The following is a 24,035-nucleotide window of genomic DNA, read 5'->3' as shown; positions in this document are numbered from 1 at the left end:
TATAATTTTCTCTGATATGAATTTTCTCTAGATGTTGTTCTATATATCAAGTTAAATAAGCCGAGCAAAAACCGCTCGTCTAGCCCCCTCAAAGCGGGCGAAAAGACTCGGTCACTCCGTTCAGCCCGCTACGCGTCTGCCTCCCCTTTTCACCCACTTCGAGGGGGGCCATTTAAGAGTTTTCACGTTCCTTAATAATCTTCTGTAATTCTCCGATAAAATCGAATCCGCCTGTAAGTAAAGGTGTTTCTATGTATACAGGAGCATTATGCTGTCCATCTATCATGACATAGCCCCCGCCTATCTCACGAATTGACTTAAATTCCATATCGACAGAACCAAACAACATTCTTCTACCCTCATCTGTCATATTTCCTAAGCCAATTCTCACACCAAATTGGTCTCTTAAATTTCCACTTAAAATATTAGCGTCAGGTCTTTGCATAATCATAACAACTTCAATGCCTGCCTGCCGCCCTTTGAGAATGAGGTTGAACAAATATCCTTGTACTTCTTTAACGACCTTCTGTGAAGACACAGCAGCGAATGCAGCGTATTCATCTATCACTACTACCAAAGGTTTAACGTTTGAAAAATCTTTCCACGTTTTACCGAATGAGCTTTCATCAGCAAATAATTTTTTATAACGTCTTTCCATTTCTTCGCTCGCTTCACGCAATAATTTTGCAATCTCATTTTCGGTTGTTGCCGTATGTTCTTTATCTACTATTCTCCCAATCATTGCGAGGTCGGCAGATTTTGGATCAGCAACGAATAACTCCGCACCCTTACTCAAATAATCTAGAATTAATGTATTTACCATATACGTCTTCCCGCTGCCTGTTGAACCTACTATTAAAAGATGGGGAGGAGACCCGATTTTCCACTTGATTTTAGAAGTAATTGGTATTTCGTAATTATTAGTATTTCTACTAGAGTTTGAAACAATAATTCGTTTATCGGGAACTAATTCAAAGACATAATCACAATATTGTATTTCATCAAATTTTTTATATAGTGGAATCCCAAACAATGCACTAAGTAATGTATCGTAGGAATTAGCCTTATCGGAAAACTTATCAGCTTTCTTCCAAGCGCGAACAATTAATTCATCATCTGTCATTTTGTACAAAAAATAAGCGGAATTAAATACTACTCTTTCTCGTTTGGGACTTCCGTTTTCATTCGTACCAGTTTCTCGCATTTCTTCCTCATATAATTTATTCTCTACAATAAATCGCTTCAGTCTTTTGAAAGGTGAACGATTGAACTTTCGTCGTGATGTAAACCATTTTCTAATAATCATCACTAAAGCGACACAGAACAGTAGAAAACTAATAAATTGTAAAAAGTTTGGCAAGTAACTGCCAAGAAAAATCTCGATACTCACTAGCAAACAGATAGAAAGAATTAAAAATGCGACACGATTAAGCAGCGGGATTTTTGAAAAATAGCTTACTTGGATAAAATCATTTTTAGAATTGCGCATTTGTTATCACTCCTCGACTACCACACATCTGTCTGCTTTAGCAGAAATTTGAATCCAACCATTCGAAACATATGGAGTAATTACCAAGTTTTCAAATTCCACATATGTGTTATCGGGAACTTCCTCATCATAAAGTGGGCGAGGCTCGTCAATTTTTATAGAAACCTTTTCAAACTTTCTTTCAACACAGACCACTGTATAAACGTAATTTAGGATTTTCTCAGTTCTCTCAAATTTCCCATTTTCTTTTTCAATGCGCTCATAAGCTGGTTTCGCCTCCACAAGTAACAAAGTCGCGCCTAAAGTCTCTATGTTATTAATTACTGGTCTAATTGCCATTTTTAATTCCCCATTTCTAAATTTTTATTTTATTCAATAGTTTTAATTTCATGCAATCGCATGAGTTATTCTCTTTGTTGATTAGTGAAATTTATAGAAGGGCTTCTAATAGGAATCATCATAGTCAATTCATCCTTCATGCCACACGCTAGAAAAACCTGCTACGACTTTATTTAGGTAATCGTATGAAAAGCCTCGTGGCGAGGGATAAGCTAAATCAGCGGCATTTTTTAATCGTCGAAATAACACAGAGTCTTTTGGCATTGCTTCTTTTATTTCCTCGACAGCTTCTTGACTTACGCCTTTGGCAAATACAGCATGATCGATGTTGAAACCATTCTTAATTAAAAATTCAATTACGTCAGAGTCTACTTTAATCTCCATGGGTGCAATCGCTTGAACAGCCAACTTATTATTTCTTGCAGCAATGTAAGAGTTATTGAGGATTTTTTTTGCTGTTGGGATAGCTACTCTACAACCGTATAGAGTATTTAAAGTCTCCACGAACTCGTAAAATGTTGAATCAAACTCAATTTTCTCTTGTTCATCTAAATTTTCTGTTTGGAAAGTACGTGCACGTTCAACAGTCCATGATTTAATGCCATGTTGTAATGTTTCAACTTCCTCAATTACTTCTAACATTTCTTTAGCTTTCATCTAAACCACCTCAATCACATTTTTAAGACTCTTTAATATTCTTAAATCATCTTTAAGGTGATTATACTCTTAAGGAATATTAAAAGCAATAAAAGATTCTTAAATCATCTTAAATATTCTTAAAAGGACTCTTATTGTTTTTGCGCAAAAAAAATACTATCCAAATCATTAAACTTGGATAGTATATAAAAGTTATTCTTCTTTACTGTTATTCGCTTCATCATTTTTTTCATTAGGAAATTCTTTTTCGTACAATAAAGCCATAGCTTTATTTAGTACATAAGCGGTGGTCACACGTCCACCTTCCATTTCCCATTTTTCACGAACTTTTCTTTCTTTTTCTTCATTAGCTAATGTTAAATTGTAAGATACTTTTCTTCCCATTTTAGCCATAGATTACACCTCCTAATAAAAATATTAGATATTCTATCATCGTCTTTAATGCGATTATAGCATCTTTAAAAAGAGAAATAAATTATGTAGACTGCAAACATTTTGCAAACAATAGCAATCAAGATATACTAAATCAAAGAACTGCAAACAACCCAAAAGGTTTGATATTCAATAAATTCATTCTTATAATGTTTAGAAAGCATTGAGTGGGAATAATTAAGGGTGTCTGTTAAAAGATTCTCTTTTTGTTTTGTGGAAATGTTATATAATGTTTAAAAAAGGTTTTATAAACCTAGTTCAAATTAAATGTATTACACCTTAACTATTATAAATAAAGTATGGACTGCCACCTGAGTCACCGGCAAGAGCTTCCCAAGTTAGCGCTCACGATACCTGCTTGCTGGCTAATGATGCGTGAAACCTAAATAGGCAAGATACACGCGTAGAAGCTTGAGTATTGGAGTTTCTGGACGCGGGTTTGACTCGTATGATTTCAATGAGTGTCAAAATCCTTGATTTTACAGGGGTTGGGCACTTTTTTTATTTTATCTGATTTCAATGGATTTCATTAAAGTTTCGTAAAATATAGTATTAAAAGCTGTTTGATACGATTCAAGCAGCTTTTAATTATGGAAATTAATAGTTATGAAATATTTTTTGCAGCTAGACTGCCATCATTTTATGACGAAACTTTTGATTTATTCAAATCTATAAGATTTCAGGAAATTTAATATTAAAAACCTCATTTATGTTCCCGCTTACAGCTCATGTTGTGAAAGTCGTACTACTGGAATTAATATAAGAATTATTACCCTTGGAATCGCTGTAGTGGCAGTGGTTTCAAGTTTTTTTTCTATTTTAGGGACTGTTGGATTTGATGGAGATGATCGTGATTTTATGTTTTTTAAATCTTCTGTGGGAACAGAATGACGCTGAAAAAGGGTTGAGTTTTGCGGAGATTGTTTAACCATTTGGCAGAAGGAGAACCTTTTGGCGGAAGAGTGAAATAAAACATAGCTTGCAGAATAGTTTCTGTAGGCTCTTCTTAAATCTAAAAAGAAATATAAAAATATTTCAAATTATCGTTTGACAAAACGTGCTTGAGGTGGTTTAATGTGGAATATAGAAATATTTCAAAAAATCATATCTGTAATTTTTGGGGTGACTTATTTGGAGAAAAGAAAAATAAATGAATTCGTAACATTCGTTCCTGGTATAAATCCAACAAGGGCGCAAAAGCAGTTTGGAACTCAAAAAATAAATTATTATGACCAAGCGTCTTTTGAAGCTGATTATAATCACGAGGACGTAGTTGTTGAAGATAAGGCAAAACCTTTATTTCAAAATAACCTATCGTTAAATGAAGGTGATGTTGTTATCAGTAACTCATTGCAGCTAGCAACAATTGTCGGTAAAAATAATGTTGGTAAAGTGTTGTCTCTTAACTTTACAAAAATAGAGTTTGATAATGGACGACTTGATGAGGGATATTTTCTTTTTTTGTTTAATGCCTATAAAGATGTTAGAAGACAAAAGGAAAGGGAGTTACAGGGAATTGGCCCTATTCTTAGAATTCCACTACGTGCTCTTGGTGAAATTATCGTTCCTGTTGTTCCAATCGAGGAACAGAAGAAAATAGGCGCTATATACTTAGAAACACTAAAACTACAAAATAAGTTAAACAAATACGCAAACTTGATTGAGCAGTTTACGAGCTCAATCTTAGAAGAAAACTTAAGGGGGAAATAATCAAATGAAAAGTCAATCGGAATTAGCATTTGAAAATGAAGTCATCGATTATTTGACCAAAATCGGGGGAGTAAAACAATGGGAATACAAAAAAGACATCAGAACAACCCAACAACTCTGGGATAACTTTAAAATAATCCTAGAACAAAACAATAGTGCTCGTTTAGATGAACCATTGTCTGTCACTGAATTTAACCAGGTGAAGAAGATTATCACTAGTATCGAATCACCCTACCATGCCGGACAGTTTTTGTATGGTGTTAACGGTGTTTCTGAAATTGAAGTTGACCTTGACAATGGTAAGCATGTATTTTTGACAGTATTTGACCAAGCCCAAGTTGGCGGTGGAAACACTGTTTATCAAGTGGTAAATCAAATTAAACGACCAAAAGTTATTGATGGTAAGCCCAACCGTCGATTTGATGTGACGTTACTTATTAATGGTTTACCGATTATTCAAATCGAATTAAAGAAAGCACTTCACAGTACTACAGAATCCTTGAACCAGATGGAACAGTACATTGCTGAAAAACAATATAGCGGCATCTTTTCAACCTTGCAGATTCTAATCGCGATGACGCCGTATGATATTCGTTACATGGCAAATACGCCACTCAAAAGCTTTAACCGAGCTTTCGCATTCAACTGGCAAAATGAAGATGATGCTCGCCCTATTCGTTCATGGAAGACGTTTGCGGATAAAGTGTTGTCAATTCCAATGGCTCATGATTTGGCAACACGCTATATGATACTTGATGGTACTAAAAACAAAGAAAATATCAAAGTAATGCGTCCTTATCAAGTCTATGCCACAAAGCGTGTGCTTGATAAAGTTAGAAAATTTGACTTCAAATATGATGATGGTAAATTAGGATACATTTGGCACACTACAGGCTCAGGTAAGACAATCACAAGTTTTAAGACAGCTTGGCTTGCAAGTCGTCTATCTAATGTAGATAAAGTTATCTTCTTGGTTGACCGTATTGCGCTTACAAACCAAACAGCTGATGCCTATAAAGCCTATGATCCTGTTGCGGGATTTGAAGGGAAAACTGGTGTGGTGAGTGACACAGCAAATATCTCAGACCTCCATCGCAAATTAACTAAGAAGAGCGATAAGAACATCATCGTGACAAGTATTCAAAAGATGTCGCGTTATGTAGCGCGAGATAGCTTCAAGCCACTTAATGAAAGTATTCTTTTTATCGTTGATGAAGCCCACCGTTCAACTGGTGATGGTACTGAAAATGAAGGTATGCTTGAAACGATCCGAAAAGCTATTCCTAATTCTGCTTGGGTTGGTTATACTGGTACACCAAAATTCCCCGAAACACGAGAAATCTTTGGTGATATTCTACATGCTTACACCATCAAAGAGGCCATTGCGGATAAAAACGTCTTAGGTTTTAACGTTGAATTCAAGGAAACTATCGAGGCTCCTGCAAATCCAACTGAAGCTGATATCGACGATAATATTCGTGGTAGTGTTTACGACTATAGCCCAGAACATGTGAACTTGGTAGTTAAAGACATCTTCGATAATTGGAAGAAACGTTCAAATGACCGCAAATATAATGCCTTGTTTACAGTCCACGTTGGCGGTAACAAAGCAAGTACACCAAGAGCGATGGAATACTTCGATAAGTTTGTTGAAGAAAATGCGAATCGTCCTGCAGATAAACGATTAAAAGTTGCAGTGAGTTTCTCGGCAGATACATCCAATAGTATTCACCAACTGAAAACGAACGAGAACTTGCATAGAGCCATCAAGGTCTATAACGAAATGTTTGGCACAGCTTTTGATATGACGACAGTTAAAGCCTACACAGAAGACTTAGCACGACGTTTGAACAAGACAGCTGATGATGGTAATTATTTAGATTTGGTTATCGTTGTTGATCAACTTTTGACCGGTTTTGATGCTCCTGAGATGAATACGCTCTATATTGACCGAACGCTTAAGGGTGGGAACTTGATTCAGGCATACTCACGTACAAACCGAATGCATAACCTTGTCGATAAGCCTTGGGGAAATGTCGTGAATTATCGTTGGCCAGAGCAAAACGAGTATGAAATGAATAAGGCTTTTGCTATCTATTCAAATCGTGCATCCGCTGACGAGCAGCTTTCACTTGAAGATTTGAAAGAAGGTAACGAAGCGTCTGGTATCATTTCTAAACCGTTCAGCAAGGTTCAAGCTGAGATGCAAGAAGTCATCAAGAAGCTTTCAATGCTCACAGATGATTTTGTGCAATTACCACCAAGTGAAAAAGCACAAGATGAAGTCTTTGAGAATTTGAAAGAGTATAATCGCTTGCTTAGTCAGTTGAAACAATATACAGAAGATGATGACAAAAATCCTATTTCTGCCTATGATAATCCTGAAGAGTTCTATGAACGATTGGGTATTACTGAAGAGCAGGAAGTCATTTTAACAACTGTAATCGCCGGTGAGTTGAAGGAACGACGTGCAAAGCGAGAAGACATTGATATTTCGCAAGTCAATCTCTCTATGGTTCATATTCACGATGTTACCATCAACTATGATTATTTGATTGATTTGATTGCTAGAATGGCTGATGAAGTTCACGTGAACGATATGTCGAAAGCTGAAAACACACTAGATGAAATCCATCTTGAAATTGCCAAGTCTGACAATGAAAAAGAAAAATCTAAGATGCGCAACTTTGTATCTAAGATTTTTTCAAAAGAGTTTGAGTTTGATAATTATCCAGCACCTCGAAGTGTTGAAAAAATGAACCAAGCTATGGATAAAGCACAAAAGGATACGAATATCCAACTTGTAACGAATTTCATCCGTACTTGGGGACTTGATAACAGCACCAAACCTAGGGAACTTGAAAGCTTGATTAAGAAACACCGATTAGGTCAGGAGGATATGGATAAACAAGGTGAGTTAACAGCAATCATGAATGACGCAAGAGCTGATTATAAAGAAATTGCAGTTGAAAAGATTGCAGAATTAACTTGGGTACGATACCGAATTGAATTCCGTAAGGCATTTTACGAAATGGCTGACGAAATTAAGAAGGGAGAATAATCATGAGATAAAATTATGCAGACTAGAGAAAGGAGAACGGAAATGAATTTATACACAGAACGCCATGGATTAAGAAAACCAATTGCACGTACGAGTAAAATCTCAAAAGAAGTTTATACTTTGCTATTAAATACATGTCAAAAATATTATAAGAATCTAACACATATCTTCAAACTTCAGCAGCATTGTTCTTTTGTGGATCAGTATTATATTGAATTTGACCGTAGTCAATTTGAAAATAGAATGGCAATAAAAATTTCTAATATTCTCAGGGATGAGTATGGTCATATAGCTGCCCCACAATACAATGATGATTATGACCAATATTCATTAATTGACCTTATAGAATATGTTGCTGAAAATATAAAGGATATTTCTGAAGGATGGAATAATGATCGTTACAAAAATTATTGGGATATCCGTTGTTTGGATACAACAAAAGTTTTTGATGATTATCGAAATGAAATAAACGAAATATTTCAAGAGTCGGGGTTGTTGTTTACATTAACTAGCGGAAAACTTATTGAGCGTATAGTAGAAAACAGCCCGCTTTCACCTGCAATAGAGACACAAGTACAGCAAATTGCTGAATATGGAACAAGAGAATTGATGAAAGATGCAATTGCATTATATAAAACACCAAATCCAGCGGCTCGCCAAGATTCAGTTGAGAAAATATGGGACGCCCTTGAACGCCTGAAAACTTATTATACTAATCTTGACAAACGTGGCTCTGCAACCAAAGTGGTAAATGATATGAGCAATGGGAAGTATGATTTTATTACAATTTTTGATGCTGAATTTAGGGCACTAACGGACATTGGTAATAGTTTTAGAATCCGTCATCATGAGACAAATAAAATTGATATTACAGATAATCGCCACTATGATTACTTTTTTAACCGCTGCTTGTCGTTAATCGCTTTAGCAATTCAATATTTAAAATAAAAGGAGATTAGAAATGAGTGATAAAATAACAAAATCACCTCAAATCAGATTCGCAGGATTTACGGATGCTTGGGAACAGCGGAAGTTGGGGGAGTTTATACAAGATTATGTTGAGAAAACTATAGTTCAAAATCAATATCCTGTACTAACTTCATCTCAAAAGCGTGGAATAGTATACCAAGAAGAGTATTTTGCAGATAGACAAGTAACAACACAAAATAATATAGGATATTTTGTGTTACCAAGAGGATACTTTACATTTAGGTCAAGAAGCGATAACGGTATATTTAAATTTAATCGAAACGACCTTATTGATAAAGGGATCATTAGTTACTTTTATCCTGTATTTAGAATATCTAATGGCAATAGTGATTTCTTTTTGAATATGCTCAATTCAACTATAAAAAAACAAGTTGCCTTAGAAGCTGAAGGAACAGGCCAAAGAGTTCTTTCATTGAAAAAATTCAAGAATATTAATGTAGTTATTCCAGAGATTCAAGAGCAAACCCAAATAGGAAACTTTTTCAAACAACTAGTTGACACTATCACCCTTCATCAGCGTAAGTTGGAACTGCTGAAGGATACGAAAAAGAGTCTACTTCAAAAAATGTTTCCGAAAGATGGAGCCAATGTTCCTGAAATTCGCTTTGAAGGATTTACTGACGCTTGGCAACAGTGTAAGTTGGGGGAAGTGGCTGAATTTTCTAAGGGAAACGGATATACCAAGAATGATTTGAAGGAGACGGGATTTCCAGTTGTGTTATATGGTCGCCTTTATACAAAATATGAAACTATCATTAATAATGTCGACACGTTTGTTGAAATGAAAGACAAATCTGTAATCAGCGAAGGGAATGAAGTTGTTGTTCCTGCGTCCGGAGAATCTGCAGAAGACATTTCAAGAGCCTCTGTTATTGGTAAACCGGGGTTTATCCTAGGTGGAGACTTGAACATTATTAAACCTAAACAGGAAGTAAATTCAATATTTTTAGCCTTGACAATATCAAATGGTACGCAACAAAAGGAAATGTCAAAACGTGCCCAAGGGAAATCTGTGGTTCACTTGCATAATTCAGATTTGAAAGAGATTAATTTACTTTACCCAAAATTAGAAGAGCAAAAACAAATCGGCACCTTTTTCAATAATCTAGACAATCTTATCACGTTTCATCAGCTTGAGTTAAATTCGCTTAAAAATTTGAAGAAATCACTGCTTCAACAAATGTTTGTATAAGAAAAGGAGACTACACAAATGAGTAATGCAACAGATATTACATCAAAGCTATGGGAAATGGCTAACAAACTGCGTGGGACAATGGATGCAAGTGAGTACAAAAACTATATTTTGCCATTTATGTTCTATCGTTACTTATCAGAAAATCAAGATGAATACTTGAGAGACAATGGTTTAGAAGAGTTCTACGAAGTGAAAGATGACACAGAAAAAGAAGATTACCTTGAAGAAATCAGTAAAGGTATCGGATATGCGATTGACCCAGCCTACACGTGGGACAAAATCGTATCAAAAATTGAAAATCACAAAATCAAAGCTAGTGACTTCCAAGACATGTTTGACTCATTCAATACAAATGCCAAACGTAACGCAGTCGCAGAAGCTGACTTTGCTAACGTATTCTCAGATGTTAACCTTGGGGACACACGTCTTGGCTCAAGTACAAATGAACGTGCGAAGGCTTTGAATGATATCGTTTTGATGATTAACGAATTTACTTTCAAAGACGATTCAGGACGTGACATTTTGGGGGACGTTTACGAGTATTTGATTGGGCAGTTTGCTGCCAATGCTGGTAAAAAGGGTGGCGAATATTACACACCTCATGAAGTTAGTCAAATACTAGCAAAAATTGTCACGATTGCTGCAGATGGTACTGGCGATCAATTCCGTGTATATGACCCTACAATGGGATCAGGGTCACTTCTTTTGACAGTTCAAAAAGAATTGCCAAATGGTGATGAAGAAGGAAGCGTTGAGTTTTACGGTCAAGAGTTGAATACGACGACTTATAACTTGGCTCGCATGAACTTGATGATGCATGGTGTTAACTATCGCAATATGGAGTTGAAACGCGCAGATACACTTGATGCTGACTGGCCATTTGCTGAAAAAGATGGCACACAAATTCCTTTGAAGTTCGACGCGGTCGTGAGTAACCCCCCATATTCCCAAAATTGGAATACAAAAGACGTTGATCGAGAAAAAGACACACGTTTCAAGGGTTTTGGTGTAGCACCTGCATCTAAGGCAGATTATGCCTTTGTTCTTCATGGACTGTACCACTTAGATAAAGCTGGAACAATGGCTATCGTGTTGCCACATGGTGTACTCTTCCGTGGTGCGTCTGAAGGTAAAATCCGTAAGAATATCATCGACAACAATCTGTTAGATACGGTTATTGGATTGCCAGCTAACTTGTTCTATGGGACAAGCATCCCAACATGTGTGCTAGTGTTCAAAGGTCGTGAAGCTCGCAAGAATAAAGATATTTTGTTTATCGATGCTTCAAATGAGTTTGAAAAAGGCAAGAACCAAAACAAACTCTCTCCTGAAAACATCAACAAAATTATCGAAACTTACTGTAACCGTGAAGACGTTGAGAAATATGCTCATGTGGCATCTTTGGATGAAATCAAAGAAAATGATTACAATTTGAACATTCCACGTTATGTCGACACGTTTGAAGAAGAAGTAGTTATTCCACTTTCACAAGTGGCTCAAGAGTTGACCGAAGTTAAAGCAGAAATTGCGAATTCATATGATAACTTGTTTGAGCTTTTGAACGAGTTGAACGGGACAACTGATGAAGCCAAAGAAGAACTAAGCAAATTTATCAGTCTTTTAGGTAAATAATAGTGTTAGAAAAGAGCTAAGGAGGATTCAATTCTTGGCTCTTTTCACAAATGCTTGGGAACAGCGTAACATTTCAGCTACTGCTAATAAAGTAGTTAAGAAGGACCCTCCCATTGTTGTATCTTCTGTTACAACTAATGTGTCATCTTCTTTAAGTACTGCCCCCACAACATATTTTTATAAAATATAGTCAAAATTATAGTCAAAATTTATATAAGGTCTTTTAAAGTTTATTAAATCAATGTTATGGAGACGTGGGTTCGACTCCCACCGTCTCCACCAATACATATTTGGTGGTTTTTTTATTTTGTATATAACAGGAAGCATAAGATGGCCGTTTTGGTCAACTTATGCTTCTTTTAGTTTACGGCCAACTTATGCTTCTAGGATTTGAAGAATATTTTTAATGTCGCCTTTAAATAAAGTCGCAACTTTTAGGGATAGCATCACATCACCATCAATCTAAGAATAGCAAATACCCCAAAACGAAAAAAATGTACATTTTTTTCGTTTTTGGGGCGTTATAAAATTCTCAAGTCGATGGGCATATGGCGGCTCATTTCTAGAATTGTTTTCATGTGTCAATGATAGAAATATATTTTTTGTTATGGCTACTTTTCAACTAGTACGATATCATCAAGATAGGCATCACCGATTACACTTCCATTAATTTGTAAGAAGAATGTATATGGATCATTAGTATTTAGAGTAGTAAATTCAACCGATTTTTGTTCATACTGTGAGGAAGTAAAAAGCATATGAGGTGTGTCTTTTCCCCCAGGAGACAGTGCTCCTACCACTAAGCTTTTATTACCAGGAGTCATTACTTTTCCAGATGCGGACAGTATGTATGTAGTATTAGGCTTCAAAGTTACGTCCCCTATAAATGCACCGTATCCTCCACTTATATGAAGTCCTTTAGAATTATTTACTCCTGCATGCTCTTCAATATTGTAATTTATATCGCCATATGGTTGAAAAGGTTCTAAACTTGAATTGTGGTCAAAATCAATATTTAAAATATAAGATTTCTCCTTTTCCTTTAATTGTACATTATCAAACTTAACCCTCCCATTTGCCGTAGAAGCAAGTTTGACAGCAAAGTTTGACACATCCCCTGTTTTAAACTTCATCTCATGATGTTCGGGCTTAAATCCTGTATACTGCTTCTTTGTTAATGGAACGATTTCTTGATTGGCATTCAGATTACCTACTGTTACTTCTGATGGAGAAACTATACTTCCCGCTATATCAAATGTTAATGTATATTCTGTATTCGGCTTTACAGTAACAAGTTGATAGGCTGTGTCTGCATGTATTAATTTCAGATAATGATTGCCTGGTTCAGAAGTGCCGATATTCTCGGTAGAAGAATTAGGATTAGATAAAATCCAGTTATTTAGCCCATCCTCAAAATCTCCATTCTTAACTTGTTCATTTGCAGATGGACTATCTGCTGATACAATACCTGAAAAACCTATACTGGCACTTAATACAATTGCTGTAGAAAATACTCCTATACCGACTTTTTTAAACAATTTCTTCATCTCCTTTGGTCAGATTAAAATTTATTTTTTCATACTTTCTATATATATTTGGATAAACCTGCCAAAGAACATCTTTATTAATAAATGATTTATAGGTTATTTTCAATTGAAAGATCTTCAACATATACAAGGACACCTTGCTCAAATTGAACGGGTAAAGAAAGCATATCAAAAGAGCAAAGTGACCTATTAACTAACGGAATCGTCAGTTCCACTTGCTCGTTTATTAAGGTTATTAGTATCAATTTGACCAAACATTATTCCAAAGTTACATTAATAAAATACACGGCAAGCTTATGGGTTAATAATTAACTCACGGCCAATTTATGCTTCCAATTCCGTTGAAAAATTAGATAATCGCCTACAAAAATAAGTGTTTTCTGGTTAACTTATGCTTTCAACTGCGGCCAACTTATGCTTCTTTTAGTTTACGGCTGATTTATGTTTCGAATATAAAAGTGAATTAATAAGAAAAATCCTGCAGCTCAGTACAGGATTTTTAATCAAACTTTATTAAAAACTAAATTGTGGTTTAATATCACCTTTATATGGTTCATGCTCAACGAATACAGTTATGTCTTTACCAGCTGGGTCTTTACCGGTTCTTTTATACGTAAATTTATTATTATTCAGTTCAGTAAGTTCAAGAGCGGCACCATATTTATTATTTCCAATTGAAACATGGGCTCTTATTTTATTTTCGTGTACAACATCGAAGTAGCCATAATCACCGCGGCTTTGACCTGTTTCAGCATTGAAGAACTCATATTTACTAGACTTGTCATCAAATTTTGCTAGACTTATAAAATTCGAATTAAACTGTGTTACATCATTACCAGCTTCATCTAACACTTTTGTTCCGTGCCAAAGGGTATCGCCTAAAATTTTATCTCCATCAACGTTTTTAACAATATCTCCTGTAGTAGTGTTCAGCTGCTTGTCCGGATCAGTGAAAGAAAGTTCTTTTTCTTTATACGGAACATGCTCAACGAAGACTTCTACATCTTTACCGTTAGCATCTTTCCCCATTCTTTTATAAGTAAATACATTTTTATTTAGTTTTGTCATGTCAACAACAGCTTGATACTTCATTGATTCTGAAATTAATATTCTCTTCTTCCCATCATTTGTGACAAAGAAAGTGCCTTTATCGCCACGACTTGCACCTGTCTTAGCATCAAAAAATTCATATCTTCCTGACTTCGCATCATACTTTGCAAGGCCGATGAAGTTTGCATTCTCATTTGTTAAGTCATTTTTATCTTTGTCATACACTCTTGTACCCTGCCAGTTTGTATCGCTAAGAATGTTAGCCATTTTTTGTCCTTTAGTTAACTTATTTTCCTTTTTTGTCTCTTTAGCAGCTTGTTCTTGTTTTTGTTTACTATGAGTTTCTTCGGCTTTAGTACCAGCACACCCTGTTAATGCTAATGTGAATCCGAGCAGTATTGATGATAGTGCTTTAGTTTTTTTGTTCATTTTTTATCGTCTCCTCATTTTATGATTTTTGTGTTATTCACTTGGTTTAAAGTAGTACGGTTTGCGATTATAGTAGCAGTTCGTCTTTCTGATTTTTTGTTATAAGCTATATATGACAAGACTCAGATTGAATCAATGAACTTAATTACTACGTTTATTATGTTAATCCCTGAGTATAAACTCCCTCTAAATAAATCATTAAAAAAAGATAAACTAATTCCTAAAATTTTTTCATATTTATAAAAAATAAAAAGAAACTAGTATTTTTATCTAGTTTCTTTTTATATAGATGAATGTATAAAAACGATGAAATTGGTATGGTAACAATAATTAAAAAGAGAAATATGAATATTATCTTTTTAATCCACTATTAAATCCATCTAATACTCCTTTTTATAAATAAGCATATAAATACTTTACTCTTTCCAAAACTGTTCCAGTAGAATGACAATCATAGTACCTACGAGTAATCCATTACTTAAAACATATTGTAAGGAAGAAGGAATACCGTTAAATGCACTTTCTGGAAGGAACATTATTCCCAAACTGATTAATAATGTAATTCCTAATATAGTTAATCGACGTTGGTTTAATTCTTCACGTAAAATCGATTGAAATGAAATTCCTATCATTTGGACAAATGTTGCTAGAAGTGCGGCATTAGCAATAGGGCCTGGTAGCAAGGATATAAAGTTTACAATTGAGGGAATAAAAGAAAACCCTGCTAATATGAGGCTTGCTATAAGGAACGACTTTACTTTTCTTTGTCCTGTTAGTTGAATAAATCCTGCTGATGCAGGTAATGGTACAATTCCAATTGTAGAGAATAACGACGAGATAATATGTGATATACCTCCGACCCATATACCACGGTTCAGTGTTTGCTTTTCATTTTCTTTAGATAACGGAGCCACTTGTTTTACAGCTGAAATAGCAGCAATCGTATTTGCAACTAAAAGAAATGTAAATAAAGTTGCAGTTAGAGTCATTCCAATATCGAATTTAGGTGTGCCCCAAGCAAATAGCTCTGGTAACTTAACTAACGATGTATGAGAAGGCATATGAGACGATTTTCCTAATAAAGCATACAAAAGCCAACCGCATGAAATTCCAAGTAACACAGCGTAACTTTTCATCCATCCTTTCTCTTTAATTGATAAGAAAGTAATAATGACAAAAACAAAGAGTGCAATAGTAGCTGTTGTATAATCAGGATGATTTGCAGTTCCTTGTAATCCCATCATTCCTTTTAGTAACACACCACTAAGTTGAAGAGCTAAAATTAAAAGAAAAGTTCCAGTAACCAAAGGTGTAAATAAACGTAAAATTCGATGCACAAGTCCTGCTATACCAAGAACGAAGAGTAATATACCTGCAATAATTAATCCACCTTCTAAGAGTTGTAACACATCTTTTGCACTTTGCCCTTGATGCATAGCTACTTGTCCAAGTATGACAAATATACTTACCCATGAACCGGCTGGACCATCCGCAATGGGATAGCGATGCCCAAACCATGCTTGTATAAATGAACTTACTCCCACAACTAAAAAAGTTCGCTGCATTAATGTTGAGATATCTTCTATTGATAAACGGAATATACCACCAATAATGATAGGCAATGCAATTGCATTTGCTAATAAAAACACCAACCACTGTAGAATACTAAAGCTCGTATCGAAGTATTTTTTATTCATATTATTCTCCCTTGTATAAAAAGAATCTCATAGTAAAAATCCATCCTTTTTATACAGTTAGATTAAAAAGGATGGATTTTTTAAGTCTATAAAATTGTTTTAATTATATAGATAGATTTTTAATTAATCACCATGTGCGGAATGGTAAGAATTTCCCGTTAAGTGTAATAACGATACGAGGATCACCACCTTTTGGATCTTCTTGTGTGTCCACACCTAGATTGAAGTTAATTGCACTCATTACACCTTCACCAGCTTTTTCTAGGATTAATTCTCTAAGAGTTGGTGCGTATTGTAACATCATTTCATACAATCGATATAAGATTGGGTCAGTAGGAGGCATTTGCATTACTTGACCTCTAAGTGGAACTACTGTTAATGCTTGAACTACTTCTTCATCTAATTCTAATAGTTTACCGATTTTTTCTGCTTCTGAACGTGTCATTGTAGCTTGTCCTAATAACGCTGTTACAACCCAAGTCTCAGAGTTTTCACTTACTTTTGAAATTTCTTCCCATGTTAAACCTTTTTTTATTTTTGCTTCCATAATTTTTTGCGTAGCTTCTTGTCTATTCATATCTAATAACTTCCTTCCATTTAAGTAATAATAATTAATTTTTCATACCATTTAATGTTTTATATCCATCAACTACTAAATCTAATTTACCTGTGTGAGGATCAATAACTAAACCATGTACAGGAACATCTTTTGGAATAAGAGGATGATTTCTTACTAAATCAACATTAGCTTGAGTTGAATCACAGACATCATCGAATCCAAATAACCATTTTTCAAGGTCAACACCAGCATATTCAATCGCTGATAAAATTTCTGGTGAAGCTGCTCCACGGTCTAATATTTTTTGAAGTGTTCCTTTTGGATTAGTTTGACTCGCACCACATCTATGGTGTCCGATAAGGAAGATTTCATCTGCATTTAAATCATATACTGATGCTACAACACTTTGCATAACACTATCGAAAGGAGAAGCAATTTTACCACCTGCATTTCTGATAACTTTTGCATCACCATCGTGTATATCTAAAGCTTTTGGAAGTAGCTCAATTAAACGAGCATCCATGCAAGAAACAACAACCATACGTTTTTCAGGCATTTTTGTCGCTTCACGAGGAGCGTATTCCTTATTTTCTACAAATTGTTCATTGAACGATAGAATTTCTTGTAATAACATATTTGTAACCTCCTTTAAATCTAGATGTATTTTTTGTTGCGTCCTCTATGTTATAAGTAAATATAACTGATAAATAATGTGATGTAAGAGGATAAACTAAGTATAGTGAATTGTATCGATAAGCAGAATAAGTTGGCGAAACACTTTCTGGCTTTCCACTTTCACGGTGAAAGGATTGGTTTATATCATTGATCAAACAGATTTTGAGATACTGAAATTATTAGGAGAAAACTCAAGAATACAATGGAAAGAACTTGGTCAAAGAATACATATGACGGGGCAGGCTGTAGGAAATCGAATTCGAAGATTAGAGGATTTAGGGATTATTGAACAATATACAATCGCAATAAACCGAATCAAATTAGGACAAGTAGTGACTGCATTTGTTACTTTGTTCGTAACAACAGCTAATCATCAAGAGTTTATGAATTTCTTTCAAAAAGAAGAAGGAATTTCTGAAGTACACCGTATAAGTGGTGAGGGGTGCTATTTATTAAAAACACATTTTGCTTCCAATGAAGAATTGGATGACTTTCTAGGACGGCTATTAAAGTACGGGAATTATCGTGTGAACCTATCAATAGGAAAGTTAAAATAAGGTTGACGGTTATAGTAACATTATTTGCTAACCTCTATTTGTATAGAGATAATAAAGTAGTTTAATTTTTATCCCACATTAACGGTGAAGAAAAAAACCACTGATCAAAGTTTCACTTTATCTTACATAGTCAGAGCCTTACTACAATTTGTGTGTAGTAAGGCTTTTTAAAGTTGTTTAAAAAATGCGAGTCATCCTATTCAACAATCGGGCTGAATTGTTGAGGAAAACATGAGACGATTTTTTCAAGTGAATCATAAACAATTTTGCTTAATAATAGGTATACATCCCATTTCTTTAAGAGCTATTCTACGGAAGTCACAAAGGCCGAAAATATGATTTAACCCATCTCCAATTATAATTTTGCTATAATGAACAAGTACTTATACGAAGGGGAGTTTAAAGAGAAAATGAAATCATTTAACATCGATCATTTTATTGCGAGTGTTTTACAGTGGATATTAAATTTTGCTCTAATCATATTATCCATTGTCTTATCTATTTTTTTAATTAATGAGACAATCACATTTGTTCAATACATATTTTCAGCGAAGAAGTATACATCCTACAAACTAGTTGAAAGTATTATCGTCTACTTCTTATACTTCGAGTTTATCGCATTAATTATTAAGTATTTTAAATCGAATTATCATTTCCCGTTACGTTATTTTATTTATATCGGAATTACGGCATTAATTCGATTAATTATTGTATCTCATGATGAACCGTTTGAGACGTTATTATATGCAGGATCCATTCTTGTTTTAGTCATTGCTTTATACATATCAAATTTGAGAGATTTAAGAAAAGAGTAGTAGTGCAGGCATAAGTTTGCACTACTTTTTACGTCTTGACCTTCAAGTAACTTGAAGGTTTACAATGTAATTAGGGCGTTTGAAATCGAAAAAAATAGAGAAATTAAGTGAAGAGGTTTCTTTTATTTGGAGGTTATAGGAATGAATCAGGAATTGAAGTTACGTCCATTAGAACGAGAAGATTTAAAGTTTGTACACGAACTTAATAATAACGCGCATATTATGTCTTATTGGTTTGAAGAACCGTATGAGGCATTTGTGGAGCTGCAGGATTTATATGATAAACATATACATGATCAAAGTGAACGCCGGTTTATCGTTGAGAAAGATAATGAGATGGTTGGATTGGTCGAATTAGTAGAAATTGATTATATTCACCGTAGAACTGAATTTCAAATTATTATTGATCCTAATTATCAAGGACACGGTTATGCAGCTGATGCAACGCGTTTAGCGATGGATTACGCTTTTTCTGTATTAAATATGCATAAGATATATTTAGTTGTCGATAAAGAGAATGAAAAGGCTGTACATGTGTATAAAAAGGTTGGATTTATGGTGGAAGGTGAGTTACAAGACGAGTTTTTCGTTGATGGTACTTACCATAATGCGATAAGAATGTGTATGTTCCAAAAGGCATATTTAGAAGCAAAATGATTGAGTGATAAGGCTATAGACAGCGATTTGTCTATAGTCTTTTTATTATGTTAAACAACAACTATTTATCGTAAAACGATAAATAGTTGTTGACTTATAATGTGGTTGGATTTATTATGATGGTAGCAAGCATAGTGAAAAGGAGAGTATATTATGAAAAGTAAATATTTAGTAGCTATGACTTTAATGATTTTAGGGGCTACTTGTTTAACAATTCATGCGACAACTAGTAAAGTAGCAGCAAATGGTTTGCTTGTAGAACCGTTCTTTTTTCTAGTACCAATAAGTTATTTACTATTCTTTAGTGGTATTGGAGTGTCGCTATTTGGAATTATTACTTCAAAGTTGAAAAAACAGTAATAGATACACACTGTTAGTTCAGGAGGTTATTTTGTGAAACAAAAAGAATTGTCATTATGGTTAAAGTTGATTATCGTACTTTGCGGATGTTTTGGTTTAATGTTCTGCATATATATTGGGCCAGAAACGGGAAGAGCGGTATTGTTAGCTTCAGAAAGTTTGAAGGGACTATATGAGCCATTTGTAACGTTCATTTGGATTACGGGAATTCCATTTTTCAGCGCTTTATTTTTAGGATGGAGAATATGTTCAGACATTGGTTCAGACAAAGCTTTTACTGTAAAAAATGGGAATAGGTTAAAGACGATTAGCATCTTATCGATGACTGAAGGTGTTTTATATATCGGAGCATTATTATATATTTTCGTAGCGGGAAGTTATCATACGAGCATTTTAGTTATTCTGTTACTTATTTTGTTCTTCTCGGTCGTTATATCTATTTTTACTTCCTTACTTTCTCATTTAGTTAGAAAAGCAAGTGAAATAAAAGATGATAATGACTTAACGATTTGAGGTGTTCTGTTATGACAATTATAGTAAATCTCGATGTAATGTTAGCGAAAAGAAAAATGAGCGTGACAGAGATATCTGAGAAATTAGGAATTACAATGGCGAATGTCTCGATATTAAAAAATGGAAAAGCAAAAGCAATTAAATTCTCAAGTTTAGAGAAAATATGTGAAGTTTTAGAGTGTCAGCCAGGTGATATTTTAGAGTATGAAAAGGAGAAATTATGATGAAGAAAAAGTATTTATTAGCGTCTAGTCCGATATTTTTAGGAGTGTTATGTATAATTATGTTTAATATAATTGGTTCGGAAGTGAAGCCGGATGGAACCTTAGTGGAACCATTTTTCTTAATTCCATTAGCTTATTTGTTTGCTTTTAGTGGAGTTATGGCGATATTGTTTGTAGCTATTTTCTCGATGTTTAGAAAAAAACAGGTATAATTTTATCCCGCATTAACGGGCAGTAAGACTCCCACCTCAAAATTCGGCTGTAAAGCAAAGGAGTTAGGTGGGAGATCAACTGCCCGTAAAAGCCCGATTGATGAGGGCTAATAATCAGTAGGGATGAACAAAAATCCCACTGATTAAATTTTCACTTTATATGTAATTGAAAAGACCGTATTTTTTACGGTCTTTTATGTTTTGTTTACTTTAATATGGAGTAGGAAGCGGGGATCCTGGTGGTCTCCACCAAGATTCAACGGTTTTCCAAGCGGTATTATAATCGTAACCTCTTCCAAGTAAGTAGCCGATAGCAACAGCTTCGGTTAATGCATGTTGATAGCCGAGATGAGCAGCTTCACGTAATCCGTGAGAAACAGCAGGACCAATTATAGCGATTGTTTGGTGTTTTAGTGGATTCTGGGGATGCCAGTGTTGATCTCGATAATAGTCATCTTGAGTAAAAGGTTGTTGTTCGTAGAAACTCATATTCTCACTCCTTTTCATATATTGGTGGGCATTTATATACTCTATGAAGGTGTTTTATGTATGGGTTGGGCTAAAAACATGTTTTATGTAAATTTAAAACACTCACATCGTATGTAAACATAACATGTAAAAGGAATTTACTCTGTATATAAAGTGAGCTGAATAATGATGAACCATTATTTTTACACTGGAAGACAAGCAGGGCCGGCTATTACACTGGCCGGGGCACAGGAGACAATTCAAGCAGTACATCAGGCTATTCAAATGCAACAACAAGCACAGATAGAGCAAATGATGCAGAGTCAGTATATGCCGTATACACAGCATCCGATGCATATTGTACATTATAATGTGTATCCAGCCGGTTTATTTTCAATTCCTTATGGTGCAACATACTTTTTATGAAAGAAAGCGACTGATAAGAGTCGCTTTCTTTTTTATATTCCACCTAACTTCATCCCAAGGAATGCGAATGTGATACCGATTATATAAGCAGCACTTAAATATAAAAAGAAGGTGCAAAAGTTTTTACGATTAAGCAGCTGGATGGACTCTAATTTAAATGTTGAAAATGTAGTGAAGGCGCCCATGAATCCTGTGCCTAATAATAATTGCCAACTTGTAGTTATCCCTTTGCCAATTATATATCCGAGTAAAAATGCTCCCGTTATATTAATGAGAAATGTAGCAATTGGAAATGAAGTTTTGTTTCTTTCTTTAAACCAATTGCTAATCGCAAATCGTGTGATGGCACCGAAGAATCCGCCGACTGCTACTAATAAAGCGTTAATCATGATTTTCCACCTTCCCCAAGGCGTTTTTGTAGTGAAAGGTTGCCAAGTTTATAGCCGAGTCCAGACATAAGTAGACCACCTAGCATGCTGCATAATACATATAAAAAGGCGATACCTAACTCAGAATGATTGATTAGTTTTACAGTTTCGACGCTAAATGTTGAAAACGTCGTAAATGAACCGATAAAGCCGGTTCCAATCCCTGTGATAACTTCGGAAGGTAAGATGTTTAACCGAGCAATATAAGTGGTCAACCAAGCTAGTAAGAAACAGCCAATTAAGTTAATCGTTAATGTAGCGAATGGTAATGAATGATGCCAAAATATATCGATAGTAAGGCCTAAATAATAACGGGAAAGGACACCTAATATACCAGCTATGCCAACAATAATATATATCAATTTCTTCACCTCTCTAATAGTTTACTAAAAAAAAATAGACTCCTACCAGTGTACATACTGGTAGGAGTCATTAGCTATGCAGCGGTTATGGCGAACTCCATCGCCTATAAGTTCTATTTATAGTTTACTAAATATTATTTTGGATTGCCAATAAATATGTTAATGTTAAGTTTTTCTTATGGTAAGATATTTCTTGTGTCTTTAATGTACTTTCGTTTAACTGAAAATACGGAAAAGTTAAATGTTATTTTATAAATAAAGGAGTCATTTGTTTTGAAGAAATTTTTAAAGATAGTATTAATATTTATTTTGATAGTGGCGGGCATTCTAGGTGGTTTTTTAGCGTATATGACACTTACAAAAGAGCGACCGGCGGACGTTATAGACGTAAAGGTTGAAAATAATAAAGAGCGCGTATTACAGCCAGGAAATGAATTTAAAGTTACAACATTTAATATTGGATATGCTGGATTAGATAAGGATCAAGATTTCTTTATGGACGGGGGAAAAGGTTCTGGTTCGAGTAGTAAGGAGCAAACCGAGACTAATTTAAAAAATATACTTTCGTTTTTACAAAGTGAGAATAGTGATTTTACATTGTTACAAGAAGTTGATAAAAAATCTCTTCGCTCATTTGATATAAATGAGCATGAATTTTTGAAACAAGGATTATCAGATTATGCTACAACGTTTGGGAAGAATTATGATACAAAGTGGATTCCTGTCCCGGTCACAAAACCGATGGGATATGCTGAGGGAGGACTAAGTACATTTTCTAAATACACAGTTCAAAAAACAACACGATTCCAACTGCCAGGAATGGAGCCTTGGCCGAAGCGTTTATTCGATTTAGATCGGGCAATTGTCGAACATAAAATCCCAGTTAATAATGGTAAGTATGTTAGGCTCGTAAACGTACATTTATCTGCTTATGATGAAGGCGGAAAAATTAGAAAGCAACAAGTAGAATATTTAAAAGAATATATGAACAAATGTTATCAAAATGGTGATTACGTAATATTAGGTGGAGATTGGAACCAGTTACTTTCTAATGTCCAATTAAGTGATCCTAAGTTTGTAAAAGAGCGTCCCGAATGGTTAGTAGAGTTGCCAAAAGACTTTGCGGACGGAGGATTTCAATGGGCTGTAGACCCTTCTGTTATGACGGTAAGGGATGATGTGAAGAAATATGTGGAAGGTGAAAATTTCGTCACTATTATTGATGGTTTTATCGTTTCGCCTAATGTCGAAATTGTAAATGTACAAGGCAAAGATTTAAAGTTTGAAAATAGTGATCATAACCCAGTGAGTGCAGTATTTAAACTGAAGTAATCGAAACGTATAAGTGTAGGAACAGAGTAGCATAAAGGATGTTACATATGGTTAATCAGCAAGTGGAGTCGTTAGAAAATATTTTAGAAAAACAAATTCGCTTTAAAAGAGCACAAATGATGTGCTCTTTTTTCATTTAAACGAATACTTGGTAGGAATTTAATTGCTTTTCTCTTCGTTTTCTGCCAAGCTTAAGGAGATAAAATACTTCAAAGAAAG

At 34.7% G+C, this 24,035-nt stretch carries 27 protein-coding genes and 1 riboswitch; of the genes, 15 read left to right on the top strand and 12 right to left on the bottom strand.

What is annotated here, in order from left to right; all coding sequences use genetic code 11:
• Positions 1 to 172: 172 nt before the first annotated feature.
• The 4 genes from MR109_RS05995 to MR109_RS05980 all read right to left on the bottom strand — a co-directional run bounded on the left by MR109_RS05995 (position 173) and on the right by MR109_RS05980 (position 2,878).
• Complete coding sequence (locus tag MR109_RS05995) at positions 173 to 1,489, bottom strand: FtsK/SpoIIIE domain-containing protein (RefSeq protein ID WP_242271299.1); 1,317 nt, start codon at positions 1,487 to 1,489, stop codon at positions 173 to 175.
• A gap of 6 nt (positions 1,490 to 1,495) precedes the next feature.
• The gene (locus MR109_RS05990) at positions 1,496 to 1,828 is read right to left on the bottom strand and encodes a hypothetical protein (RefSeq protein ID WP_242271298.1); all 333 of its coding nucleotides are present in this window, start codon (positions 1,826 to 1,828) and stop codon (positions 1,496 to 1,498) included.
• 129 nt (positions 1,829 to 1,957) lie between these two features.
• Complete coding sequence (locus tag MR109_RS05985; RefSeq protein WP_242271297.1) at positions 1,958 to 2,485, bottom strand: hypothetical protein; 528 nt, start codon at positions 2,483 to 2,485, stop codon at positions 1,958 to 1,960.
• Between the two features lie 192 nt (positions 2,486 to 2,677).
• On the bottom strand, positions 2,678 to 2,878 hold the full coding sequence (locus MR109_RS05980; RefSeq protein ID WP_242271296.1) for a hypothetical protein: 201 nt from the start codon (positions 2,876 to 2,878) through the stop codon (positions 2,678 to 2,680).
• Between the two features lie 1,113 nt (positions 2,879 to 3,991).
• Between MR109_RS05980 and MR109_RS05975 the strand changes: the two genes are divergently transcribed.
• Genes MR109_RS05975 through MR109_RS05950 form a run of 6 tightly spaced genes read left to right on the top strand, consistent with a single transcriptional unit; the run spans position 3,992 to position 11,695 of the window.
• Positions 3,992 to 4,627 (top strand): restriction endonuclease subunit S, encoded by a 636-nt coding sequence (locus MR109_RS05975; protein ID WP_242271295.1) that lies wholly within the window; start codon positions 3,992 to 3,994, stop codon positions 4,625 to 4,627.
• A gap of 4 nt (positions 4,628 to 4,631) precedes the next feature.
• Positions 4,632 to 7,688, top strand: a complete 3,057-nt coding sequence (locus MR109_RS05970) for a type I restriction endonuclease subunit R (protein WP_242271294.1) — start codon at positions 4,632 to 4,634, stop codon at positions 7,686 to 7,688.
• A 42-nt stretch (positions 7,689 to 7,730) separates the two neighbouring features.
• Entirely contained in the window at positions 7,731 to 8,636 is a 906-nt protein-coding gene (locus MR109_RS05965) for an AbiJ-NTD4 domain-containing protein (RefSeq protein ID WP_242271293.1), read from the top strand.
• Between the two features lie 13 nt (positions 8,637 to 8,649).
• Positions 8,650 to 9,870 carry a restriction endonuclease subunit S gene (locus MR109_RS05960; RefSeq protein ID WP_242271292.1) on the top strand — a complete coding sequence of 407 codons (1,221 nt, stop codon included), beginning with the start codon at positions 8,650 to 8,652 and terminating at the stop codon, positions 9,868 to 9,870.
• Between the two features lie 18 nt (positions 9,871 to 9,888).
• The gene (locus MR109_RS05955; protein ID WP_242271291.1) at positions 9,889 to 11,505 is read left to right on the top strand and encodes a type I restriction-modification system subunit M; all 1,617 of its coding nucleotides are present in this window, start codon (positions 9,889 to 9,891) and stop codon (positions 11,503 to 11,505) included.
• 34 nt (positions 11,506 to 11,539) lie between these two features.
• Positions 11,540 to 11,695 carry a hypothetical protein gene (locus MR109_RS05950; protein ID WP_242271290.1) on the top strand — a complete coding sequence of 52 codons (156 nt, stop codon included), beginning with the start codon at positions 11,540 to 11,542 and terminating at the stop codon, positions 11,693 to 11,695.
• 421 nt (positions 11,696 to 12,116) lie between these two features.
• Here the strand turns inward: MR109_RS05950 and MR109_RS05945 are convergent, their stop codons facing one another.
• The 5 genes from MR109_RS05945 to MR109_RS05925 form a co-directional block, all read right to left on the bottom strand.
• Complete coding sequence (locus MR109_RS05945; RefSeq protein WP_242271289.1) at positions 12,117 to 13,043, bottom strand: carbohydrate binding domain-containing protein; 927 nt, start codon at positions 13,041 to 13,043, stop codon at positions 12,117 to 12,119.
• A gap of 522 nt (positions 13,044 to 13,565) precedes the next feature.
• Positions 13,566 to 14,531 (bottom strand): DUF4822 domain-containing protein, encoded by a 966-nt coding sequence (locus tag MR109_RS05940; protein ID WP_242271288.1) that lies wholly within the window; start codon positions 14,529 to 14,531, stop codon positions 13,566 to 13,568.
• Between the two features lie 416 nt (positions 14,532 to 14,947).
• Positions 14,948 to 16,228, bottom strand: coding sequence for a purine/pyrimidine permease (locus MR109_RS05935; protein WP_242271287.1), 1,281 nt, complete (start codon positions 16,226 to 16,228; stop codon positions 14,948 to 14,950).
• A 127-nt stretch (positions 16,229 to 16,355) separates the two neighbouring features.
• On the bottom strand, positions 16,356 to 16,805 hold the full coding sequence (gene cynS / locus MR109_RS05930; RefSeq protein ID WP_098474169.1) for a cyanase: 450 nt from the start codon (positions 16,803 to 16,805) through the stop codon (positions 16,356 to 16,358).
• Positions 16,806 to 16,839: 34 nt separating this feature from the next.
• Entirely contained in the window at positions 16,840 to 17,421 is a 582-nt protein-coding gene (locus MR109_RS05925) for a beta-class carbonic anhydrase (RefSeq protein ID WP_242271286.1), read from the bottom strand.
• Positions 17,422 to 17,587: 166 nt separating this feature from the next.
• Here MR109_RS05925 and MR109_RS05920 point away from each other — a divergent pair, with 166 nt between their 5' ends.
• The 7 genes from MR109_RS05920 (at position 17,588) to MR109_RS05890 (ending at position 20,800) form a co-directional block, all read left to right on the top strand.
• Entirely contained in the window at positions 17,588 to 18,019 is a 432-nt protein-coding gene (locus tag MR109_RS05920; RefSeq protein ID WP_242271285.1) for an Lrp/AsnC family transcriptional regulator, read from the top strand.
• Between the two features lie 410 nt (positions 18,020 to 18,429).
• Positions 18,430 to 18,834 (top strand): phosphate-starvation-inducible protein PsiE, encoded by a 405-nt coding sequence (gene psiE, locus MR109_RS05915; RefSeq protein ID WP_048370338.1) that lies wholly within the window; start codon positions 18,430 to 18,432, stop codon positions 18,832 to 18,834.
• Positions 18,835 to 18,975: 141 nt separating this feature from the next.
• On the top strand, positions 18,976 to 19,491 hold the full coding sequence (gene speG / locus MR109_RS05910) for a spermidine N1-acetyltransferase (RefSeq protein WP_242271284.1): 516 nt from the start codon (positions 18,976 to 18,978) through the stop codon (positions 19,489 to 19,491).
• 153 nt (positions 19,492 to 19,644) lie between these two features.
• On the top strand, positions 19,645 to 19,851 hold the full coding sequence (locus tag MR109_RS05905; RefSeq protein WP_242271283.1) for a DUF3955 domain-containing protein: 207 nt from the start codon (positions 19,645 to 19,647) through the stop codon (positions 19,849 to 19,851).
• Between the two features lie 33 nt (positions 19,852 to 19,884).
• Positions 19,885 to 20,364 (top strand): DUF2975 domain-containing protein, encoded by a 480-nt coding sequence (locus MR109_RS05900; RefSeq protein ID WP_242271282.1) that lies wholly within the window; start codon positions 19,885 to 19,887, stop codon positions 20,362 to 20,364.
• An 11-nt stretch (positions 20,365 to 20,375) separates the two neighbouring features.
• Complete coding sequence (locus MR109_RS05895) at positions 20,376 to 20,588, top strand: helix-turn-helix domain-containing protein (RefSeq protein WP_242271281.1); 213 nt, start codon at positions 20,376 to 20,378, stop codon at positions 20,586 to 20,588.
• Positions 20,588 to 20,800, top strand: a complete 213-nt coding sequence (locus MR109_RS05890) for a DUF3955 domain-containing protein (RefSeq protein WP_033719598.1) — start codon at positions 20,588 to 20,590, stop codon at positions 20,798 to 20,800. The genes MR109_RS05895 and MR109_RS05890 overlap by 1 nt, the downstream gene beginning before the upstream one ends.
• Before the next feature lie 210 nt (positions 20,801 to 21,010).
• On the opposite strand, the gene MR109_RS05885 is transcribed toward MR109_RS05890, so the two are convergent.
• Positions 21,011 to 21,307: a hypothetical protein gene (locus tag MR109_RS05885; protein WP_242271280.1), complete on the bottom strand. Its 297-nt coding sequence runs from the start codon at positions 21,305 to 21,307 to the stop codon at positions 21,011 to 21,013.
• Positions 21,308 to 21,454: 147 nt separating this feature from the next.
• On the opposite strand from MR109_RS05885, the gene MR109_RS05880 reads away from it, so the two are divergent.
• The gene (locus MR109_RS05880) at positions 21,455 to 21,694 is read left to right on the top strand and encodes a DUF3947 family protein (protein WP_002174147.1); all 240 of its coding nucleotides are present in this window, start codon (positions 21,455 to 21,457) and stop codon (positions 21,692 to 21,694) included.
• Positions 21,695 to 21,726: 32 nt separating this feature from the next.
• Here MR109_RS05880 and crcB (MR109_RS05875) read toward each other — a convergent pair whose 3' ends face one another.
• Both crcB (MR109_RS05875) and crcB (MR109_RS05870) read right to left on the bottom strand, forming a co-directional pair.
• Positions 21,727 to 22,083 (bottom strand): fluoride efflux transporter CrcB, encoded by a 357-nt coding sequence (gene crcB / locus MR109_RS05875; protein WP_242271279.1) that lies wholly within the window; start codon positions 22,081 to 22,083, stop codon positions 21,727 to 21,729.
• Positions 22,080 to 22,484, bottom strand: coding sequence for a fluoride efflux transporter CrcB (gene crcB, locus MR109_RS05870; protein WP_242271278.1), 405 nt, complete (start codon positions 22,482 to 22,484; stop codon positions 22,080 to 22,082). Before crcB (MR109_RS05870) ends, crcB (MR109_RS05875) begins: the two co-directional genes overlap by 4 nt.
• A gap of 54 nt (positions 22,485 to 22,538) precedes the next feature.
• A riboswitch (Fluoride riboswitch) is annotated at positions 22,539 to 22,598 on the bottom strand.
• A 159-nt stretch (positions 22,599 to 22,757) separates the two neighbouring features.
• Between crcB (MR109_RS05870) and MR109_RS05865 the strand changes: the two genes are divergently transcribed.
• Positions 22,758 to 23,816: an endonuclease/exonuclease/phosphatase family protein gene (locus MR109_RS05865; protein ID WP_242271277.1), complete on the top strand. Its 1,059-nt coding sequence runs from the start codon at positions 22,758 to 22,760 to the stop codon at positions 23,814 to 23,816.
• The last annotated feature ends 219 nt before the right edge of the window (positions 23,817 to 24,035 follow it).

The organism is Bacillus cereus group sp. BfR-BA-01310 (assembly GCF_022664325.1).
Taxonomy (GTDB): domain Bacteria; phylum Bacillota; class Bacilli; order Bacillales; family Bacillaceae_G; genus Bacillus_A; species Bacillus_A paramycoides.
This window is presented reverse-complemented; position numbering and strand designations above follow the sequence as displayed.

Coding starts and splice junctions, on each gene's coding strand:
- MR109_RS05995 (WP_242271299.1), bottom strand. CDS start 1,489: ATGCGCAATTCTAAAAATGATTTTATCCAAGTAAGCTATTTTTCAAAA.
- MR109_RS05990 (WP_242271298.1), bottom strand. CDS start 1,828: ATGGCAATTAGACCAGTAATTAATAACATAGAGACTTTAGGCGCGACT.
- MR109_RS05985 (WP_242271297.1), bottom strand. CDS start 2,485: ATGAAAGCTAAAGAAATGTTAGAAGTAATTGAGGAAGTTGAAACATTA.
- MR109_RS05980 (WP_242271296.1), bottom strand. CDS start 2,878: ATGGCTAAAATGGGAAGAAAAGTATCTTACAATTTAACATTAGCTAAT.
- MR109_RS05975 (WP_242271295.1), top strand. CDS start 3,992: ATGTGGAATATAGAAATATTTCAAAAAATCATATCTGTAATTTTTGGG.
- MR109_RS05970 (WP_242271294.1), top strand. CDS start 4,632: ATGAAAAGTCAATCGGAATTAGCATTTGAAAATGAAGTCATCGATTAT.
- MR109_RS05965 (WP_242271293.1), top strand. CDS start 7,731: ATGAATTTATACACAGAACGCCATGGATTAAGAAAACCAATTGCACGT.
- MR109_RS05960 (WP_242271292.1), top strand. CDS start 8,650: ATGAGTGATAAAATAACAAAATCACCTCAAATCAGATTCGCAGGATTT.
- MR109_RS05955 (WP_242271291.1), top strand. CDS start 9,889: ATGAGTAATGCAACAGATATTACATCAAAGCTATGGGAAATGGCTAAC.
- MR109_RS05940 (WP_242271288.1), bottom strand. CDS start 14,531: ATGAACAAAAAAACTAAAGCACTATCATCAATACTGCTCGGATTCACA.
- MR109_RS05935 (WP_242271287.1), bottom strand. CDS start 16,228: ATGAATAAAAAATACTTCGATACGAGCTTTAGTATTCTACAGTGGTTG.
- cynS (WP_098474169.1), bottom strand. CDS start 16,805: ATGAATAGACAAGAAGCTACGCAAAAAATTATGGAAGCAAAAATAAAA.
- MR109_RS05925 (WP_242271286.1), bottom strand. CDS start 17,421: ATGTTATTACAAGAAATTCTATCGTTCAATGAACAATTTGTAGAAAAT.
- psiE (WP_048370338.1), top strand. CDS start 18,430: ATGAAATCATTTAACATCGATCATTTTATTGCGAGTGTTTTACAGTGG.
- speG (WP_242271284.1), top strand. CDS start 18,976: ATGAATCAGGAATTGAAGTTACGTCCATTAGAACGAGAAGATTTAAAG.
- MR109_RS05905 (WP_242271283.1), top strand. CDS start 19,645: ATGAAAAGTAAATATTTAGTAGCTATGACTTTAATGATTTTAGGGGCT.
- MR109_RS05895 (WP_242271281.1), top strand. CDS start 20,376: ATGACAATTATAGTAAATCTCGATGTAATGTTAGCGAAAAGAAAAATG.
- MR109_RS05890 (WP_033719598.1), top strand. CDS start 20,588: ATGAAGAAAAAGTATTTATTAGCGTCTAGTCCGATATTTTTAGGAGTG.
- MR109_RS05885 (WP_242271280.1), bottom strand. CDS start 21,307: ATGAAAAGGAGTGAGAATATGAGTTTCTACGAACAACAACCTTTTACT.
- MR109_RS05880 (WP_002174147.1), top strand. CDS start 21,455: ATGATGAACCATTATTTTTACACTGGAAGACAAGCAGGGCCGGCTATT.
- crcB (WP_242271279.1), bottom strand. CDS start 22,083: ATGATTAACGCTTTATTAGTAGCAGTCGGCGGATTCTTCGGTGCCATC.